General features: G+C 69.4%; 14 protein-coding genes and 1 pseudogene. 6 read left to right on the top strand and 9 right to left on the bottom strand.

Annotated features, from left to right (window positions below; all coding sequences use genetic code 11):
- Positions 1-6: 6 nt before the first annotated feature.
- From ligA to LRS03_RS16990, 6 genes are read right to left on the bottom strand one after another with little or no spacing between them, the layout of a single operon-like run.
- Positions 7-444 (bottom strand): protocatechuate 4,5-dioxygenase subunit alpha, encoded by a 438-nt coding sequence (ligA, locus tag LRS03_RS17015; protein WP_257826909.1) that lies wholly within the window; start codon positions 442-444, stop codon positions 7-9.
- Between the two features lie 11 nt (positions 445-455).
- Entirely contained in the window at positions 456-2,129 is a 1,674-nt protein-coding gene (locus tag LRS03_RS17010) for a tannase/feruloyl esterase family alpha/beta hydrolase (protein WP_257826908.1), read from the bottom strand.
- Between the two features lie 4 nt (positions 2,130-2,133).
- A complete protein-coding gene (locus LRS03_RS17005) occupies positions 2,134-3,051 on the bottom strand; it encodes an amidohydrolase family protein (protein WP_257826906.1) in 918 nt (305 codons plus the stop codon).
- Positions 3,052-3,059: 8 nt separating this feature from the next.
- Positions 3,060-4,001 (bottom strand): DUF1932 domain-containing protein, encoded by a 942-nt coding sequence (locus LRS03_RS17000; protein ID WP_257826904.1) that lies wholly within the window; start codon positions 3,999-4,001, stop codon positions 3,060-3,062.
- A 14-nt stretch (positions 4,002-4,015) separates the two neighbouring features.
- Positions 4,016-4,699 carry a 4-carboxy-4-hydroxy-2-oxoadipate aldolase/oxaloacetate decarboxylase gene (gene ligK, locus LRS03_RS16995; RefSeq protein ID WP_257826902.1) on the bottom strand — a complete coding sequence of 228 codons (684 nt, stop codon included), beginning with the start codon at positions 4,697-4,699 and terminating at the stop codon, positions 4,016-4,018.
- Between the two features lies 1 nt (position 4,700).
- Complete coding sequence (locus LRS03_RS16990) at positions 4,701-5,735, bottom strand: amidohydrolase family protein (protein WP_257826899.1); 1,035 nt, start codon at positions 5,733-5,735, stop codon at positions 4,701-4,703.
- A 118-nt stretch (positions 5,736-5,853) separates the two neighbouring features.
- Between LRS03_RS16990 and LRS03_RS16985 the strand changes: the two genes are divergently transcribed.
- The 5 genes from LRS03_RS16985 (at position 5,854) to LRS03_RS16965 (ending at position 13,859) form a co-directional block, all read left to right on the top strand.
- Positions 5,854-6,753, top strand: coding sequence for a LysR family transcriptional regulator (locus LRS03_RS16985; RefSeq protein WP_257826897.1), 900 nt, complete (start codon positions 5,854-5,856; stop codon positions 6,751-6,753).
- 132 nt (positions 6,754-6,885) lie between these two features.
- The gene (locus LRS03_RS16980; protein ID WP_257826896.1) at positions 6,886-8,763 is read left to right on the top strand and encodes a TOL_0244 family TonB-dependent receptor; all 1,878 of its coding nucleotides are present in this window, start codon (positions 6,886-6,888) and stop codon (positions 8,761-8,763) included.
- Complete coding sequence (locus tag LRS03_RS16975; RefSeq protein ID WP_257826895.1) at positions 8,751-11,345, top strand: sensor histidine kinase, YfiR-like protein-associated; 2,595 nt, start codon at positions 8,751-8,753, stop codon at positions 11,343-11,345. Before LRS03_RS16980 ends, LRS03_RS16975 begins: the two co-directional genes overlap by 13 nt.
- Before the next feature lie 52 nt (positions 11,346-11,397).
- The gene (locus LRS03_RS16970) at positions 11,398-12,573 is read left to right on the top strand and encodes a GGDEF domain-containing protein (RefSeq protein WP_257826894.1); all 1,176 of its coding nucleotides are present in this window, start codon (positions 11,398-11,400) and stop codon (positions 12,571-12,573) included.
- Positions 12,574-12,800: 227 nt separating this feature from the next.
- Positions 12,801-13,859: a threonine ammonia-lyase gene (locus LRS03_RS16965; RefSeq protein ID WP_257826893.1), complete on the top strand. Its 1,059-nt coding sequence runs from the start codon at positions 12,801-12,803 to the stop codon at positions 13,857-13,859.
- Here the strand turns inward: LRS03_RS16965 and LRS03_RS16960 are convergent.
- Positions 13,831-14,301, bottom strand: a complete 471-nt coding sequence (locus tag LRS03_RS16960; RefSeq protein WP_257826891.1) for a GNAT family N-acetyltransferase — start codon at positions 14,299-14,301, stop codon at positions 13,831-13,833. The genes LRS03_RS16965 and LRS03_RS16960 overlap by 29 nt on opposite strands.
- 83 nt (positions 14,302-14,384) lie before the next feature.
- On the opposite strand from LRS03_RS16960, the gene LRS03_RS16955 reads away from it, so the two are divergent.
- The gene (locus LRS03_RS16955) at positions 14,385-16,316 is read left to right on the top strand and encodes a GGDEF domain-containing protein (protein ID WP_257826889.1); all 1,932 of its coding nucleotides are present in this window, start codon (positions 14,385-14,387) and stop codon (positions 16,314-16,316) included.
- Positions 16,317-16,320: 4 nt separating this feature from the next.
- On the opposite strand, the pseudogene LRS03_RS16950 reads toward LRS03_RS16955, so the two are convergent.
- Together LRS03_RS16950 and LRS03_RS16945 are read right to left on the bottom strand one after the other, a co-directional pair.
- Positions 16,321-17,281 (bottom strand): annotated as a pseudogene (locus LRS03_RS16950) (Bug family tripartite tricarboxylate transporter substrate binding protein).
- Positions 17,282-17,316: 35 nt separating this feature from the next.
- Positions 17,317-18,468, bottom strand: a complete 1,152-nt coding sequence (locus LRS03_RS16945) for an NADH:flavin oxidoreductase/NADH oxidase (RefSeq protein ID WP_257826887.1) — start codon at positions 18,466-18,468, stop codon at positions 17,317-17,319.
- Positions 18,469-18,544 lie beyond the last annotated feature (76 nt).

Genomic DNA, 18,544 nt, shown 5'->3' with positions numbered 1-18,544 from the left:
GTCAGTTCATTTCGTCTTGCCAGCGGCGCCTTGCGGCTGGCGGTGGGGTTGGGCGTCGCCGTCTTCGCCGAGCCGGCGGTTGCCCTCGGCCGAGCGGCCGCCGGCGATCATCATGTTGCGGTACTCCTCTTCGGTCATCCCGGTCATCGAGCCCGCCATCTGCTGGAAGCTCTTGCCGTCGGTGGCGCCGATCTTGGCGAGGAAATAGATGTTGCCGCCGAGCGCGATGCAGCGGTTGAGGTCGCGTGCGAGCACGGCCTCTTTCTGCTCTTCGCTCATCGGCCACTCGTCGAGGTAGGCCCGCTCGTTGGCCTTGAAGCGCTCGCGGTTCGCGGCCTTCATCAGCGACATGCAGAACTGGTTGAGGTGGAAGCCCTTGCGGGACTGTTCGGCATCGAAGATCGTGGTGCCAGGGATGTCGAGGTACGGTTTTTCAAGTGACATGGAGAGTCCTCTCAAGGACGGCATTCAAAACTCGAGGCCGCGTTGACGTTGCCGCTGCCGAGGTAGCGCGGCACGAGCGGCCAGCGGCACAGCGGGCGTGAGCGAGACACGGTGAAGGGCGGTTTGGCGCTTTGCTCCACCAGCTGCAGCTTGGCGGGCACCTGGCCGCGCTCCACCCAGTCGGTCAGCGCGCCCAGCATGTCGACATTGGCCGGGCCGCCGGTGCCCACGTGGTCGACGTTAGGCGCGGTGTAGAGGTGGAAGAAGCCGTCGACGCTGGCCTGCCCCATCGCCTGCACCACCGACTGGTGGTAGGCGATGCCGGCGTACGGGCTCTGTGCGTAGTCGGCCATGTTCTCCAGAACGATCAGCTTGCCGCCGCGCGCACGGAAGGCACGCAGGTCGGGGTTGGTCGCATCCATCAGCGCCGAGACCTCCCGAATGCGCTTCTCATGGTCGGCCGGCTTGTACTTCAGCAGGTCGTAGGCCGGGTCGCGGGCGTAGAAATACTGGATCGCCCCCGCACCGTAGTACCAGGCGATGCTGTTGCTCGGCTGCGGCGGCAGCGAGGGTGGCACGCTGCCCAGCCACCAGGTTGACCAGCCGCCGGTCGGGCCGTAGGAGGTGAGGCCTTCGCCGCTCGGGCCGCGGCCGGGGTAGTCGCGCACGCCGTGGGCGAGGTCGACGTCGAAGCGCAGCGGCGCGTGCAGCGTCTTCACCGACTGCACCTGTGCCGCGCTCAGGCACGCGTCGCTCGGGGTGCCGGAACAGCGCAGCGCGTCCACGTTGAAGCGTGTCTTGCAGGCGACCGGGTCGCCGACGATCCCGTCGGCCAGGCCATCGAGCCCATCGCAGGCGGCGAGCACCGCGTCGTGCACCAGCTTCACCTGCGGTGGGCGGATCCAGCCTTCACCCATGGTCGCCAGGCCATCGCGCAGGCCGGCGTGCTGCAGGCCCGTCCAGTGGATCACCGGCACACGGCTGAAGATGCCGTCGAAGGCGTCGGGGTAACGCTGCGCCATCGTGAGGCCTTCGCGGCCGCCTTCGGAGCTGCCCACGAAATAGAGCCGGCTCGGGCCGCGCCCGTAGGCCGACTGCATCAGCGCGACCGCCACGTCGCGCACCTTCTTGTACGACGCGTGGGCGAAGTTGACGAGCGCTTCGTCGTTGAGCGCAAAGGCCTGCGGCGGCTGGCCGGGGTGGGTCTGGTGGCCGGAGTCGGTGCCGACGGTGGCGTAGCCACGCGCCAGCGGCGCGGGTTCGTCGAAGCGCGCGGCGGGCAGCAGCGCGAGGCCGCTGATCAGCGTGCCGTTGAAGCCGCCGCCGCCGTATTGCACCGAGCGGCCGTTCCAGCGTTCGGGCAGGTTGAGCTGGAACTGGATCGGCGGTGCCGCCGGGTCCAGCGGGGCGATGCTGCCGAGCAGCCTGCAGTGGTCCGGCGTGGCCGGCGTGATGGTGGCCGACGGGGTGGGGCCACGTTCGGCGACGGCGAGCTTGCTGCCCGGGACCCAGGTGGCGGAGGTCACTCGTGCCACGCCGCTCGGCAGGCCGATGCGCTCGGCCGCGACCGTCGTGCCGGCGAGCGAGGCACAGCCGGCCTTGGGGTCGGCGCTCGTCAGCACGCCGGTGGAGGCACAGCCGGTGAGGCCGGCGAGCAGGGTCATGCAGAGCAGCGAGCGGGTCATGGGGTCAGCGGGCCTCTTCGGGCCAGTAGAGCCGAATCGGGTTGTCGACCAGCAGTTTCTTCTGCAGCTCGGCGGTGGTCGCGATGTGCGGGATGAAGTCGACCAGCAGTCCGTCGTCGGGCATGTGGTGCTTGAGGTTCGGGTGCGGCCAGTCAGTGCCCCACAGCACACGGTCGGGGAAGGACTCGACGATGCGTCTGGCGAACGGGATCACGTCGCGGTAGGCGTGGCGCTCGCCGTTCAGGGCGGGCGGGCCCGAGACCGAAAGACGCTCCGGACAACTGACCTTGCTCCACACGTTGGGGTACTCGCGCATGAACTTCACGAACAGTTCGAACTCCGGCCCGTCGACCGGCTTGCTCACGTCGGGCCGTCCCATGTGGTCGACCACCACGGTGGTCGGCAGGGCGGTGAAGAAGTCCCACAGCTCCGGCAGATCGACCGCCTCGAAATAGATCACCACGTGCCAGCCGAGCGGGGCGATGCGCGCGGCGATCTCCATCAGCTCGTCCTTGGGCGTGAAGTCGACCAGGCGCTTGACGAAGTTGAAGCGCACGCCGCGCACGCCGGCCTCGTTCATCGCCTTCAACTCGTCGTCGGTCACCGAACGCTTGACCGTGGCCACGCCGCGCGCCTTGCCTTTCGAATGGATGAGCGCATCGACCATCGCGCGGTTGTCTGCCCCGTGGCAGGTGGCCTGCACGACCACGTTGCGATCGAAGCCCAGATGGTCGCGCAAGGCGTAGAGCTGGTGCTTTGATGCATCGCAAGGCGTGTACTTGCGCTCGGGGGCGTACGGGAACTCCTCACCGGGGCCGAACACGTGGCAGTGAGCGTCGACCGCACCCGCGGGGAGCGTGAAGGCGGGTTTGCTCGGGCCGGCGTACCAGTCGAGCCAGCCGGGGGTCTTCTCGAATTGCATGAGACGGTTCAGTCGATGGGTTTGAATTGGGCGAGCAGGCGGTCGGCCTCGGTGCGCCAGTCGACGCTGCGGGCGAATTCCTTCGTGCCCTTCGGGCCGAAGAGGCCGGCGTCGGCCAGGTCGGCGACCCAGGCCTGCCGCTCGGCGGTGCCGCTCGCGGACCAGGGCTCCAGGCCGATCTCGCGCACCGTCTGCGCCACCTCGCGCAGCTCTTCGCTGCGGCGGCGGCCGTGTTCGATCACGCGCTGGAAGAAATAGGCGCCTTGCTTTTCCCAGTCGATGCCGGGGAAGGTCTCGACCAGCGAGGCGATCACCGCGTCTTCCACGCCATAGGCGCGGGCGGTGGTGAAGCTCTCGATCACCATCGCCTCCAGCCCCTTGATCATGATGCTGCGGCACATCTTGGTGGCCGAGGCGACGCCGAGCTTCTCGCTCGTCACCTTGCTGTCGAAGCCGAGCGCGTTGAGGAGCGGCATCAGCGCCTTGGCATCCGGCCCGCCGAGCAGCAGCGGCACCTTGATGCGATAGGGCGGAATGGACGTCATCACCGCCCCTTCGACATACCGCCCGCCATTTCGGTTGACGATGTCGGCCGCGCGGATCTTGGCGCCCGGCGAGGCGGAGTTGAAGTCGAGGAAGAAGGCGCTCGGGCGAATCGACGGCGCGCAGGCTTCGGCCACCGGCACAGCCTGGCTGGCGGTAACAGCGCTGAGGATGAAGTCGGCGTTTTCCGCCAGCTCGGCGTGTGATTCGTACAGCCTCACGCCGTGAATGGCCGCGTGCTGGCGCAGCGGCGAACCGGCTTCGCTGTGCAGCTTCAGGTCATGCGCACTGACCTTCACGCCCTGCTTGCGCAGGTCTTCGGCCAGGATGCGGCCGACCTCGCCATAGCCGACGAGGCCGACGTGCCACTGCTTGGGATCGGTGTTCATGGAGCGCTCCTTCGTCACCGAGCGAATCGGTGTCAGTCGATGTACCTGAGGCCGGCTTTTTCGAGCGGCTCACGCATCTTGTACATGTCCAGGCCCAGCACGCCGGAGGCGAGCTTTTCGCGCTTCTCGCCTTCGAGGGCTTCGCGGGCCACGGCGGCTTCCAGCGTCTTGGCGGCGATGGCACGCGGCACGCACACCACGCCGTCGTCGTCGGCCACGATCACGTCGCCCGGCGTCACCAGCATGCCGGCACAGACCACGGGGATGTTGACCGAGCCGAGCGTGGCCTTGATCGTGCCCTTGCTGCTGATGGCCTTGCTCCACACCGGGAACTTCATCTCGGCGAGCGTCTTCACATCGCGCACGCCGGCGTCGATGACGAGGGCGCGGGCGCCCCGCGCCTGGAAGGAGGTGGCGAGCAGGTCGCCGAAGTAGCCGTCGGTGCACTCGGCGGTGACCGCCGCGACGACGATGTCACCGGGGCGGATCTGTTCGGCGACGACATGCATCATCCAGTTGTCGCCCGGATGCAGCAGCACGGTGACGGCGGTGCCCGACACCTGCGCGCCGGCGTAGATCGGCCGCATGTAGGGCTTCAAGAGGCCGACACGGCCCATCGCTTCATGGACCGTGGCACTGCCGAGCGCGGCCAGCTTGTCGGCGACGGCCGAGTCGGTGCGCTGGATGTTGCGGTAGACGACGCCCAGTTCGTACATCTCACTTCCCCTTCTTCTTCAGAGCCGCGTCGAGACGCGGATACACGCGGCGCGCATTCGCCTCGTAGACCTTGTGCTTGTCTTCGGCCGAGAGGATCTTCGAGGCCTCGATGTAGCGCTTGGTGTCGTCGTAGTAGTGCCCGGTCTCGGGGTCGATGCCACGCACCGCACCGATCATTTCGCTCGCGAAGAGGATGTTGTCGACCGGGATCACCGTCGTCAGCAGGTCGATGCCCGGCTGGTGGTAGACGCAGGTGTCGAAGAAGAGGTTGTTGAGCAGGTGGTCCTTCAAGAGGGGCTTCTTCAGCTCCTGCGCCAGGCCCCGGTAGCGGCCCCAGTGGTAGGGCGCGGCGCCGCCGCCGTGCGGCACGATGAACTTCAGCTCGGGGAAGTCCTTGAAGAGATCTCCCTGGATCAGCTGCATCACCGCCGTCGTGTCGGCGTTGATGTAGTGCGCACCGGTGGTGTGGAAACACGCGTTGCAGCTCGTGCTCACGTGGATCATCGCGGGGATGCGGTGGTCCACCATCTTTTCGTAGATCGGGTACCAGGCCTTGTCGGTCAGCGGCGGCGACGTCCAGTGCCCGCCCGAGGGGTCGGGGTTGAGGTTGATCGCCACGTTGCCGTATTGGGTGACGCACTTCTCCAGTTCGGGGATGCAGGTCTTCGGGTCGACGCCCGGCGACTGCGGCAGCATCGCCGCGGGGATGAAGTTGTCGGGGAAGAGCCGGGCCACGCGGTAGCAGAGCTCGTTGCAGATCGCGGCCCAGGTCGACGAGACCTCGAAGTCGCCGATGTGGTGGGCCATGAAGCTCGCGCGCGGCGAGAAGATGGTGAGGTCGCTGCCGCGCTCCTGCATCTTCTTGAGCTGGTTGGAGACGATGGTCTCGCGCAGCTCGTCGTCGCTGATCGAAAGCTCCGATGCCTTCGGCAGGTTGGCCTTGTCGTTCAGGTTGGCGATCTGCCGGTTGCGCCAGTCTTCCAGCGCCTTGGGGGCGGTGGTGTAGTGGCCATGGATGTCGATGATGAGGCTCATGTCGGGTGCGCTGAGGAGCGCCGTGGGGGCGATCTGCGAACGATTCTTGCGCAGCACTTCTCATGCAGCAACGAGATAGCCCACATAGCAGCTATGCCCATCCGGCATACTGCCTCCCATGGACCTGAAGCAGCTCGAATACTTCGTGCACGTGGCCGAACTGGGCAGTTTCACCCGTGCGGCGAGCTTCCTGTCGATCGCCCAGCCGGCGCTCAGCCGCCAGGTGCGTGCGCTTGAAGTGGAGCTGCGCCAGTCGCTCTTCGAACGCAACGGCCGCGGCGTCACGCTCACCGAGGCCGGCACCCGCCTGCTGGCGCACGGCCGCGGCATCCTGCAGCAGGTCGAGCGGGCCCGGCTCGACATGGAGGACCACCGCGGCGCCGCCACCGGCCGCCTGGTGCTGGCGCTGCCGCCGAGCGTGAGCCGCACGCTCACCACGCCGCTCGTCGCGTCGTTCCGCGCCCGCTTTCCCAAGGCCACGCTGAGCGTGGTCGAGGGGCTCTCGACCTACGTGCTGGAGTGGCTGGCCATCGGCCGTGTCGACTGCGCGGTCGTCTACAACGTGGCGCCCTCGGCGGCGATCGACCTGGTGCCGGTGCTCGACGAGCAGCTCTACCTCGTGTCGGCGCGCGAGAAGGGCGGCAAGCTGATCGGCCCACCGGTCACGCTGGCCGAAGTGGCCGAGCACGAGCTGGTGATCCCGAGCCTGCCGCACTCCATCCGCATGCTGCTGGAAACGGCGCTCGCCAACGAAGGCCGCAAGGCACGGGTGTCGCTCGAAGTCGAGAGCATCCCGGCCATCCTCGACCTGGTGCAGCAGGGCCAGGCGCATGCGGTGCTCGCGCTCAACGCCATCCGCGCGAGCGGCCATGAAAACCGCTTTGCGGTCAGGCCCATTCGGCGCCCCAAGATGACGACCACGCTGTGGATCGCCACCTCGGCCCAGCGCCACCGCGGGCCGCTGATCGACCAGTCGATCGATCTCGTCAAAGAACTTCTGCTCAAGCTCTGGTCCTGAAACCCTGGTCCTGTCAGGACTGACAGTGGCGGTGTACCTTCCGGCCTGCTCGAATCGTCGGACCTTGGTCGCGGTGCGGCCGGTGTGACCCGGCCTTGAGGAGCTTGCATCCTGAGCCATGACACGAGACGCGTGAAACGCTGGGCCTGGGCGCTGTGTGTGTGCGTCGCAGCGCCCGCGTGGCCGGTGGCCCGTGACCTCGCCGACCTGTCGCTCGAAGAGCTGGCCACGCTGGAAGTCACGTCGGTGTCGCGGCGCGGCGAGCCGCTGCGCGCGGCGCCTGCGTCCATCTACGTCATCACCGCCAATGCGATCCGCCGCGCGGGCGTGAGCTCGTTGCCGGAGGCCTTGCGCCTCGCGCCCAACCTGCAGGTGGCGCGCATCGACGCCACCCAATACGCCATCAGCGCCCGCGGTTTCAACAACGCCATCGGCAACAAGCTGCTGGTGCTGATCGACGGCCGCACCGTCTACACGCCGTTTTTCTCGGGCGTCTTCTGGGACCAGCAGGACGTGCTGCTCGACGACGTGGAGCGCATCGAGGTCATCAGCGGCCCGGGTGCCACGCTGTGGGGGGCCAATGCGGTCAACGGGGTCATCAACATCCTCACCCGCGCCAGCGCCGACACCCAGGGCACGGTCGTGGCCGGCGGTGCGGGCACCCTGGAGCGCGGCCTGTCGCTGCGCCATGGCGTCGCGCTCGGCGAGGGTGCGCACCTGCGGGTGTACGGTAAGACCACCCGGGCGAAGGCCACCGAGACGGCGGCCGGCACCGACCGGGCCGATGCCAACGAGCGTCACCAGGCCGGCCTGCGCGCCGACTGGGTGGCCGGCACCGACACCTTCACCGTGCAGGGCGACATCTACCGCACGCGCGCCGAGCACCGGGGCGTCTTGCTCGGCACCGAGCTGACGCCGATCGAAGGTTCGGGCGCCAACCTGCTCGGCCGCTGGACACGCCGGCTGAGCGACGGCGGCGAGCTGCGCATCCAGGCCTACCTCGACCACATGGAGCGCGAAGACGCGCTGCTCTACCGCCCGACCGTCGACCTGGCCGACCTGGAGGCGCAGCACGCCTTCCGCCAGGGTCGCCACCAGATCGTCTGGGGCGGCGGCTACCGCCGTGCGCAAGACCGGCTGGAGCGTGGCCTCTTCTTCGGCTTCGTGCCCGAGCGCCAGACGCTCAGTTGGGGCAACCTCTTCGTGCAGGACGAGCTGACCCTGGGTGACGCGCTCAGCCTCACCCTCGGCCTCAAGCTGGAGCACAACGACTTCACCGGCCTGGAGCCGCTGCCCAACCTGCGCCTGGCCTGGCGGCCCGTGCCCCATCAGCTGGTGTGGACGGCGCTGTCGCGTGCGGTGCGTGCGCCGGCGCGGCTCGACCGCGACATCCGCCTGCCGCCCACGCCGCCCTACATCATTGCCGGCGGGCCCGACTTCCGCTCCGAGGTGGCCAACGTGTTCGAGCTGGGCTGGCGCGGCCAGTTCACGGTCGGCTGGAGCGGCTCGGCCACCGCCTTCGTGAGCGACTGGAAGCACCTGCGCAGCGGCCAGCCGCCGCCCAACGCCCAGGTGCAGAACATGATCGATGGCCGGACCTATGGCCTCGAAGCCTGGGCCGACTGGCAGGTGCTGCCCGCCTGGCGCCTGAGCGGCGGCTTCACCACGCTCCAGAAGGACCTGGACCTGCGGCCCGGCAGCACCGACCCGGTCGGCCCGGCCAACCTGGGCGACGACCCGTCTTTCCAGTGGTCGCTGCGCGCTACCGTCACCCCGGTCGAGGGTCAGGAACTCGAACTCGCGCTGCGGCGTGTGGGCAGCCTCCCGCAAGCCGGGGTGCCGGCCTACACCGCGTTCGACGCGCTCTACGGCTGGCGCGTCTCGCGCGACCTGGAGCTGTCGCTCGTCGGGCAGAACCTGCTTGACCCCGGGCACGCCGAATTCGGCGCGGCGCCGGGGCGCAGCGAGGTCGGGCGCGGCATCGGCCTCTGGCTGAGGTGGTCGTTGTGAAGCGGCGCGCGGCGGTGTGCCTCGGGCTGCACGCTGCAGCAGGCGTCGCCGGGCTGTGGCCGCAGGCAGCTTGGGCGCAGCCGGAGGGCGGCGTCGGCGAGTACCAGGTCAAGGCGGCCTACCTCTACAAGTTCCTTGATTTCGTCGACTGGCCGGCGACGGCCTTCGAAGGGCCGAAGAGCCCCTTCGTCATCGGTGTCGCCGGGGCCGATGTCCTGGCCGACGAACTCGATGCGCTCATCGCGCGCCGGCGTGTCGAGAGCCGGCCGGTGGTGGCGCGCCGGCTGCGGCCGGGCGAGGCGCCGAAGGGCCTGCACGTGCTCTTCATCGGCCGCGCGGCGGCCAGCCGCAGCGCCGCGCTGCTGGCTGCCACCGCCCAGCAGCCGGTGCTCACCGTCACCGAGGCCGACGACGGCCTGCCGCCCGGCAGCAGGATCAACTTCGTGGTGGTCGACAAGCGTGTGCGCTTTGACGTGGCCCTGCGCGGCGCCGAGGCGCACGAGCTTCAGGATCAGCTCGCGCCTGCTCGGTGTGGCACGCCGGGTGGAGGGCGCGTCATGACGGCGCCGCGGCGCACCTCCGTGTCGCTGCAGGCCAAGCTGGTCGGCGTGGTGCTGCTCACCACGCTCGTCGCGCTGGTGGTCGCGCTTGCGGCCATGATCGCCTTCGACCTGCGGGCCTACCACCGCTCGTGGGTGAGTGACATGGCGGCGCAGGCCGAGCTGCTCGGCCAGACCACCGCCACCGCGCTCTCCTTCGACGACGCCAAGGTTGCAAGCGACACGCTGGCCCTGCTGCGCTCGCGGCCGCAGGTGCGCGCCGCGGCCATCTACGACGGCAAGGGGCAGCTCTTCGCCGTCTACCCGGCCACGGCCGCCTCGGGGGTGTTTGCGCCGGAGCCCGAGGCGCCGGGTGTGCGCGTCGAGCAGCGCGAGCTGTGGGTCACCACGCCCATCGTCGACGACAGCGGCGTGCTCGGCACCGTCCACCTGCGTGCCGACTACGCGCTGTACGAGCGGGTCGTCGGCTACGCCGGCATTGCGCTGGCGGTGCTGGTGGCGGCGATGGGCCTCGCCTGGATCATCTCGCTGCGCCTGCAGCGGGTGGTGACACGCCCGGTGCTGGCGATCGCGACGACGGCGCGCGAGGTGGTCGAGCAGCGCGATTTCTCGCGCCGCGCGCAGAAGATGAGCGACGACGAGGTGGGCACGCTCGCCGAGTCGTTCAACGACATGATGGCCGAGATCGAGCGCCGGGTGCATGAGAACGAAGCCGCGCTGCGCGAGATCGCCCGCGAGGTGAACGACCGCCGCCAGGCGCAGCACGAGGTGATGCAGCTCAACGAGCGGCTGGAAGCGCGTGTGCAGGAGCGCACCGCCCAGCTCGAGGCCTCGAACCGCGAGCTCGCCCAGGCGACCGACGCCGCCGAGCGCGCCAACCGCGCCAAGTCGGAGTTCATCTCCAGCATGAGCCACGAGCTGCGCACGCCGCTCAACGCCATCCTCGGCTTCGGCCAGCTCCTGGCCACCGAGGGCATCTCGCTGTCGGCCGGCAAGCGCGCCGAGTTCACGCAGCACATCCTCAAGGCCGGCAGCCACCTGCTGAGCCTCATCAACGAGGTGCTCGACCTTGCGCGCATCGAGTCGGCCAACCTGATGCTTTCGCCCGAGCCGGTGGAGGTGGCGACGCTGCTGAAGGAATGCCACACCATGCTGGAGCCGGCGGCGGCGCAGCGCGGGCTGCACATGCTGATGCCCTTCGATGCGCCGCTCACCGTGGTGGCCGACCGCACGCGCCTGAAGCAGGTGCTGCTCAACCTGCTGTCCAACGCCATCAAGTACAACCGCGACGAAGGCGCGTTGGTCGTCGAGTGCGAACCGGTGGCCGGCGGCATGGCGCGGGTGACGGTGCGCGACACCGGCCCCGGCCTGCGGCCCGAGCAGGTGGCTGCCCTGTTCCAGCCCTTCAACCGCCTGGGCCAGGAAGCGAGCACGGTCGAAGGCACTGGCATCGGTCTGGTGGTGACCAAACGCCTGGTCGAGCTGATGGGCGGGCGCATCGGCGTCAAGAGCACACCCGGCGTGGGCAGCGAGTTCTGGATCGAACTCAAGCGCTCGCAAGACGCCGCGTTCGCCGCCGACACCGACCGCGCGCCGCTCACCGCCCGCGACCCGCAGGCGTCGCCGCACATGCCGCTGCTGCTCTACGTGGAAGACAACCCGGCCAACCTGCGGCTGGTGGAGGAGATCGTCGCCTTCCGCGGCGACCTGCGCATGCTCTCGGCCCCCGATGCGCAGCTGGGCATCGAGCTGGCCCGGGCGCACCTGCCGCAGCTCATCCTGATGGACATCCACCTGCCCGGCCTGAGCGGCATCGATGCCCGCGCGCTGCTCGCCGCCGACCCGGTGACGCGCCACATCCCGGTGATCGCGGTCACCGCCGATGCGATGCCACGCGCACGGGCGCAGGGCCTGGAGGCGGGCTTCTTCCGCTACGTCACCAAGCCGATCCATGTCGGCAAGCTCAACGAGGCGATCGACGCCGCGCTGGCGGTTGCGGAAAGCACCACGACGCCGCGCTGATCCGCCGGCCGACGGCGCTCAAGCGGCGGCGCGGCCGGCCGATATCGCTGGCATGGGCACAGCCCTTTCCTCCCGCCTCACCACCCTCCTGCTCGGCCAGGAGGCGCGGCAGCGCCTGCGTGCGTCGCAGGCCTTGATGGTGGTGCTGGTCGATGTGCTGCTGTCGTTCGTGTGCGCCTTCGGTGCGTGGGCCGGCCTGATCGACCCGCGCATGGCGTTCGGCTGGTCGGCCCTCACACTGGTGGGGGTGCTCGCCTTCTATGCCGTCATCCGCAGCGGCTGGAACCTGCGCCTGTCGACCGCCGACCCGGCGCTCACGCTGCCGCAGGGCGTGTTCAGCATCTTCTCCACCGTCGCGGCCTACCTCATCTGCGGGCCGGCGCGCGGGGCAAGCCTCTTGGCGATGGCGATCACGCTCGTGTGCGGCATGTTCGCGCTCAAGCCGGGCCAGGTGCAGCGGCTGAGCGTCTTTTCGGTGCTGCTGCTGGGCACCACCATGATCGGGGCGCACCTCAGGTGGCCCGAGCGTTTCCCGATCGCCGAAGAGGCGCTGCACTTCATGATGATCGCGGTGGTGCTGCCGACCATCGCGGTGCTGGCCGGCCAGCTGAGCACCATGCGCCACAAGCTGCGCCAGCACCGGCTCGACCTCGAACGGGCGCTCGAACACAACCGGCAGCTCGCCATCCGCGACGAACTCACCGGCCTCTACAACCGCCGCCACGTGTTGGCACTGATGCACAAGGAAGTGCAGCGCGCCGAGCGCAGCGGACGGCCGATGTCGATCGCCCTGCTCGACATCGACCACTTCAAGCGCATCAACGACAGCTGCGGCCACGCACAGGGCGACGAGGTGCTCAAGACCTTCGCGCTCACCGTCGGCGCGACCCTGCGCGACACCGACGTGCTCGGCCGCTGGGGCGGCGAGGAGTTCATGGTCGTGCTGCCCGAGACCGATGCGGCCGGCGCCGCCTGCGTGCTCGATCGGGTGCATGCGCGCATGCGCGAGTTGAGCTTCGCCTGTGCGGGCGGTGCCCGGGGCGTGAGCTTCTCGGCCGGCATCGCGGCCTGCGGTGCGGGCGAGGCCTTGCATGCGGCCATCGAGCGGGCCGACGCCGCGCTCTACCGCGCCAAGGAAGGCGGGCGCCAGCGCAGCGTGGTGGCCGAAGGGCCGAACGATGCGGTGCTTGCACACGCCGCAAGCCCTGTGACATCATCCGCCCCGTGACCCGGCTGCCCGCACACCCTCAACACGTCTCGCACCTTGCGAGCGTGGTGCTGCGCCGCTCGGCGAGCTTGGTCGTCACACCGGCTCCCACCTCGATCTCCATTCGAATTCAACTGGACCGTTGAGCTGCGGCCTCGGCCGGTGCTTGGCGGTCCCGCATGTCTGCCGCCGTGTGCGCGTGCTCCGTTGCGAGCGCCGCGCGCCCCTTGCACCGAATGGAGTTCCCCATGTCCGCATTGCTTCAAGACGGCGCCGCCGCGCCGGTGTCGTCGCCCCGTTCCTCTCCCAAGGCCGAGTTGCCCTTTCCCCGTCTGCATGAAGTCGAGCGTGTGGCCTTGCGCCTGGCCGGCCAGATCATGCCCACGCCCGTGTGGCGCTGGCAGACGGGTGTCATCGCCCGCCGTTTCAACCCGCTCACCGAGGTCTGGCTCAAGCTCGAACTCTTCCAGCAGACCGGCAGCTTCAAGCTGCGTGGCGCGCTCAACAGCGTGCAGTCGCTGAGCGACGACGAGCGTCGGCGCGGCGTGGTGGCGGCGAGTGCCGGCAACCATGCGGTGTCGGTGGCCTGCGCGGCGCGCGCCGTCGGCTCACCCGCCACGCTCGTGATGCCGAAGTCGGCGAGCCCGGTGCGGCTCGACGCCTGCCGTGGCTACGGCGCCGAGCTGCGGCTCACCGAGACACTGGCCGAGGCCTTTGCGCTGGCCGACCGCATCGCCGCCGACGAAGGCCGCAGCATGGTCCACCCCTTCGACGGCCCGCGCACCGCCGAAGGCACCGGCACCATCGCGCTGGAGCTGATGCGCCAGGTGCGCGGGCTCGACGCGGTGGTGGTGCCGGTGGGCGGCGGCGGCCTGGCCGCCGGCATCTCGGCCATCGTCAAGCAGATCAACCCGCGCTGCCAGGTGTTCGGGGTCGAACCGCAGGGTGCCGATGCGATGAGCCGCAGCTTCCGGGCCGGCCAGCCGGTGCGCCTGGGCGGCGTCGACACCGTGGCCGACAGCCTGAGCGCGCCGTATGCGCTCGCCTACAGCTTCGGCGTGTGCCGGCGCTTCATCGACGAGATCGTGCGGGTCGACGACGCCGCGCTGGTGGCGGCGATGCACCACCTCTTCCTCGACATGAAGCTCGCGGCCGAACCGGCCGCCGCGGCGGCGACGGCGGCATTGCTCGGCCCGCTGCGCGAGCGGCTGGATGGGAAACGGGTGGCGCTGATCGTCTGCGGCTCCAACATCGATGCCGAGCGCTTCGGCGAACTGCTCAGGCGCTCGGCAGCCCCAGCTGCTTGAGGTAGTTCACCGCGTCTTCCACGCCCTGGTAGTAGCCGCCGCGCCGGTTCACCTCGACGAAGCCGTGGTGCCGGTAGAAGGCCTGCGCGCCGGCATTGCCGCTGCGGGTTTCGAGCTTGAGCGTGCGGATGCCGGCCACCGCCAGCGTGTCTTCCAGCCAGGCCAGCAGCATGCTGCCCACGCCCTGGCGGCGGCAGCGCGGCTGCGTGGCGAGCAGCAGCAGGTGGGCGTCGTCGTCGCCGTACTTCATGACGGCGAAGCCCAGCAGGTCGGTGCCGCGGCGTGCGACCACGACGTTGGTGTCGGCATCGGCCATGCTGGCCAGCACGCGCGGGGGCGTCCAGCGCCACTGCAGGCCGTGTTCGATCGTCCGGCGCGACAGCGCAGCGATGGCCACCGCGTCGTCCGGCACGGCCAGGCTGATGTCGCTTTCGGTGATCATGGCCGGTGATTCTGGTCCAGCCGCGGCAAAGCGACAATGCGGACTTTGTCGCCTTGCCGGTTGTGGTTGCCTTGCGAGTGGTCGTGCGTCGCGTCGTCTCAGTGTGGGTGGTGTGGTCGGTCCTGTCGCCGTGCGTGTGGGCGGCGGATGATGCGGCGGCAGACCTGCGCGCGCTCGTCGAACAAAGCCAGGCGCAGGTCAAGGTCGACCCCGAGCGCAGCCGCAAGCTCGCCGAGCAGGCCCTGCAGCAACTCGCCGCGCGGCCCGACGCAGACCTGCAGGTTCGTGCCCACTTGCTGCTGTGCGACTACCACTCCGAGCGTGACCGTGCGAGCGCCGAGCGGCATGTGGCCGAAGCGCGCGCGCTGGTGCCGCAGCTCAAGCGGCGTGGCCTGGCGGCGGGGCTGCTTGGCTGCGAAGGCACCCTGCACGAAGGCACCGGCGACAACATGCGGGCCCTGGCGCTCTACGAAGAAGAGGTCGTGCTGGCCGAACAGGCGCAGGACGACGAGATGCTCGCCGATGGGCTCTTCAACCGCGGCCACCTGCGCGGCGTGCGCGGCGAATTCGCCAGCGGCCTGGCCGACCTGAAGCGCGCCCGTGCGATGTTCGAACGGCTGCAGATGCCGTTCCACACGCTCACGGTCGAGAACACGATTGCCATCCTCTACAACCGCATGGGCGACCATGTGCAGGCGCGCCACTACTACGAGTCGGCGCTGAAGGCGCAGGCTGCCGCCGGTCTGCAGCGCGAGCAGGCGGTCACGCAGTACAACCTCGGCCGTTCGCTGGAGAACCTGCGCGAGTGGGACGCCGCACAGGAGGCCTTCGACCGGGTGCTCAGGCTGAGCCGCGAACTCAGCTACCCGCGCGGTATCGCCTACGCGCTGCGCGGCCAGGCGGCGGTGCAGAACGCACGCCGGCAACCCGATGCGGCGCTGGCGCTGCTCGACCAGGCGAGCGAGGTGCAGAAGACCCTGCCCGACGAACGCCTGCGGGCGCAGATCCAGCTGCAGCGGGGCATCGCGCTGCGCCAGCTGCACCGCCTGCAGGAAAGTGCGGCGGCGCTCAACGATGCGCTCAAGGTCTTCGCCGGCGGCGAGTCGCTCGCCGAGCAGGCCGCCACGCACGGCGCGCTGTCGCAGACCCTCGCGGAGATGGGCGACTGGCGCGGCGCCTTCGAGCAGCAGAGCCACTTCAAGGCGGCCAACGACCAAGTGCTCACGCGCCAGCTCGACGAGCGCTTCGCCACCCTCAAGGTCGAGTACGACAACGCCGCGCGCGATCGCGAGATGGCGCTGCTGCAGCAGTCGCAGAAGGTCACCGAGCATGCACTGGCGCAGGAGCGCCTGGCCGGCCGCCTGCTGAGCGCGGTGATCGTGCTCGCCGCCATCCTGCTCGTCGTGCTGGGCGTGCTGCTGTGGCGGCACCGGCGCACGAGCGCGGCGATGCGCGGCCTCGCGATGACCGACGAGCTGACCGGTCTGCCCAACCGCCGCGCCGCACTCACCGAACTCGAAGCGCAGATGGCGCGTGGCGAGCCGGACTGCGCGCTGCTGCTCGCCGACATCGACCTCTTCAAGGCCATCAACGACAACCACGGCCACCTGGCCGGCGACCAGATCCTGCGCGTGGTGGCCGAGGCGGTGCGCGCCATCGGCGGCGACGTCGCGGGCCGCAGCGCCTGCCTCGCACGCTTCGGCGGCGAGGAGTTCATCGCGGTGCTGCCCAAGGTGCCGCTCGACGAAGCGCTGCGGGCGGCGGAGCGTTTCCGCGAACGTGTGGCGGCCCTCGACGTGTCGCGCCACACGCCGGGGCGCCGCGTGACCATCAGCATCGGCGTGACCCGGCTCGTGGCCGGCGACACGCTCAGCTCGCTGCTGCGGCGTGCCGACGAGGCGCTCTATGCCGCCAAGGAAAGCGGGCGCAACCGGGTGGTGTCACGCCTCGCGCCCGAGCCGGCCACGGGCGATGACACGACCGGCGACCCCACGCCATCGGTGTTGCCGGCCTGAGGCGTCAGTCGACCGTCGCCCCCGAGTCCTTCACCACCTTGGCCCACTTGGTGATCTCGCGCTGCTGGTAGGCGGCCAGCTCGGCCGGGGTACCGGGTGAGGGTTCGAGGCCGATGTCGAGCAGCTTCTTGCTGACCTCGGGCGACTTCATGATCTTGCCGACCTCGGCGGAGAGCTTGTCGGTCACCGCCTTCGGCATGTTGGCCGGGCCGAAGAGCGCGAACCACGAGACCGCCTCGAAGCCCGGCAGCCCCTGTTCGGCGATGGTCGGAATGTCGGGGGCGGCGGCCGAACGCTTCGCGCTCGTCACGCCGATCGCGCGCAGCTTGCCCTCTTTCACCAGCGGCAGGCTGGAGGGCATGTTGTCGAACATCATCGTCACTCGCCCGCCGAGCAGGTCGGGGATGGCACCGGCGCGGCCCTTGTAGGGGATGTGTTCCATCGGCATGCCGGTCATGCTCTTGAAGAAGCTCGCCCGACACGTGGATCGAGGTGCCCGCGCCCGACGAGGCGAAGGTCAGCTTGCCGTCTTTCTTGCCGTGGGCGATGAGCTCCTTCACGTTCTTCGCCGGCACGTCGTTGTTCACGACCAGCATGTTGGGCGTGGTGGCGAGCAGGGTGATGGGGGTGAAGTCCTTCACCATGTCGTAGGGCATCTTCTTGTAGAGCGCACCGTTGATCGAGTGGGTGCCCACCGTGCCCACGACAACCGTGTAGCCGTCGGGTGGGGCCTTGGCCACCGCGTCGGCGCCGGTGTTGCCGCCGGCGCCGGGCTTGTTGTCGATGATGGTCGGCTGGCCCCAGGCGGCGGTGAGCTTTTCGCCGATGAGGCGCGCGATGATGTCGGGCGCACCGCCGGTGGTGAAGGTGACGACGATGTGGATGGGCTTGTCGGGGTAGGCCTGCGCCATCGCGCCCGAAGCGGCCAGGGTCATCGCGGCAATCGATATGGCTTTCATCAGCATGGGGTGTCTCCTGTGGGTGTCGTGATGGGTCGGGCTCAGCCGCGCCAGGCGCCGAGCCGGTCGATCAGCTTGGCGCGCCGCGCGAGCCACCAGCCGTAGGGGCTGAGCCAATGGGTGTAGCGCTCGAGCGCGGGTGTGTCGGCCGCCAGCGTGGTCAGCGCCTTGGCGGGCCAGTTTGGGTCTTCGAGCGCCTGGCGTGCGATGGCGACGAGATCGGCGCTGCCGTCTTCGAGCGCACGTTCGGCCTGGTGGGGGTCGACGATCAGCCCGACGGCCATCGTCGCGATGCCGGCGCCCTGGCGCACCGCCTTCGCATACGGCAGCTGGAAGCCGTACTCGCGCGGCACCGCCGCTGCAGTGGGCGAGGTGGTGATGCCGCCCGAAGAACAGTCGATCACGTCGACGCCGAGGGCCTTCAGTTCTGACGCGTAGGCCACGCTGTCGTCGATCGACCAGCCGTTCTCCACCGCGTCGACCGACGAGATGCGCACGAAGAGCGGCAGGTGCTGCGGCCACGCCTGGCGCAACAGCGCGGCCACTTCCAGCGGCAGGCGCATGCGGCCCGCGAGGCTGCCGCCGTAGGCATCGGTGCGCTGGTTGGTGATGGGCGAGAGAAAGGAGTGCAGCAGGTAGCCGTGTGCGTTGTGCATCTCCAGCACCTCGAAGCCGGCGCGCAGCGCACGCTCGGCGGCGCTGCGAAAGTCGTGCTTGAGCTTGGCGATGTCATCGAGACTCATCTCGCGCGGCATCAGCCAGCCCGGTTCGACGGCCATCGCGGTGGGGGCGATCACCTGCCAGGCCTGTTCGCCGCGCGCTTGGTCGCTCGCGTCCATCGGGCCATTGCCATGCCAGGGCCTCTGCATGCTCGCCTTGCGGCCGGCGTGTGCGATCTGGATCGCCGGTGTGGCGCCGTGGCCCTTCAGGAAACGTGCGATGCGTGCGAGCGGCTCGATCTGGCCGTCGTGCCACAGCCCGAGGTCGCCGTGCGTGATGCGGCCTTCGGGCTGCACGGCGGTCGCCTCCACGAACACGAGGCCCGCCCCACCGAGCGCGTAGCGCCCGAGGTGCACGAGATGGAAGTCGCTCGCGACGCCGTCGGTGGCGGAGTACGTGCACATCGGCGCGATGACGATGCGGTTGGGCAGCGTCAAGCCGCGCAGTGTCAAAGCTTGCTGCAGTCGTGACATCTTGGGCACAGCCAATTGGAGTGAACAGGCACTGACCATGGTGCGGCGTTTGACACGATGTGTCACTCAAGGACTT

The organism is Rhizobacter sp. J219 (genome assembly GCF_024700055.1).
GTDB lineage: Bacteria > Pseudomonadota > Gammaproteobacteria > Burkholderiales > Burkholderiaceae_C > Rhizobacter.
Note: the sequence above shows the minus strand (reverse complement) of the source record. Positions and strands in the feature narration are given on the sequence as shown.

Excerpts from the sequence above, each read along its gene's own strand:
- ligA (WP_257826909.1), bottom strand. The coding sequence starts at position 444 with ATGTCACTTGAAAAACCGTACCTCGACATCCCTGGCACCACGATCTTC.
- LRS03_RS17010 (WP_257826908.1), bottom strand. The coding sequence starts at position 2,129 with ATGACCCGCTCGCTGCTCTGCATGACCCTGCTCGCCGGCCTCACCGGC.
- LRS03_RS17005 (WP_257826906.1), bottom strand. The coding sequence starts at position 3,051 with ATGCAATTCGAGAAGACCCCCGGCTGGCTCGACTGGTACGCCGGCCCG.
- ligK (WP_257826902.1), bottom strand. The coding sequence starts at position 4,699 with ATGTACGAACTGGGCGTCGTCTACCGCAACATCCAGCGCACCGACTCG.
- LRS03_RS16990 (WP_257826899.1), bottom strand. The coding sequence starts at position 5,735 with ATGAGCCTCATCATCGACATCCATGGCCACTACACCACCGCCCCCAAG.
- LRS03_RS16985 (WP_257826897.1), top strand. The coding sequence starts at position 5,854 with ATGGACCTGAAGCAGCTCGAATACTTCGTGCACGTGGCCGAACTGGGC.
- LRS03_RS16970 (WP_257826894.1), top strand. The coding sequence starts at position 11,398 with ATGGGCACAGCCCTTTCCTCCCGCCTCACCACCCTCCTGCTCGGCCAG.
- LRS03_RS16965 (WP_257826893.1), top strand. The coding sequence starts at position 12,801 with ATGTCCGCATTGCTTCAAGACGGCGCCGCCGCGCCGGTGTCGTCGCCC.
- LRS03_RS16960 (WP_257826891.1), bottom strand. The coding sequence starts at position 14,301 with ATGATCACCGAAAGCGACATCAGCCTGGCCGTGCCGGACGACGCGGTG.
- LRS03_RS16945 (WP_257826887.1), bottom strand. The coding sequence starts at position 18,468 with ATGTCACGACTGCAGCAAGCTTTGACACTGCGCGGCTTGACGCTGCCC.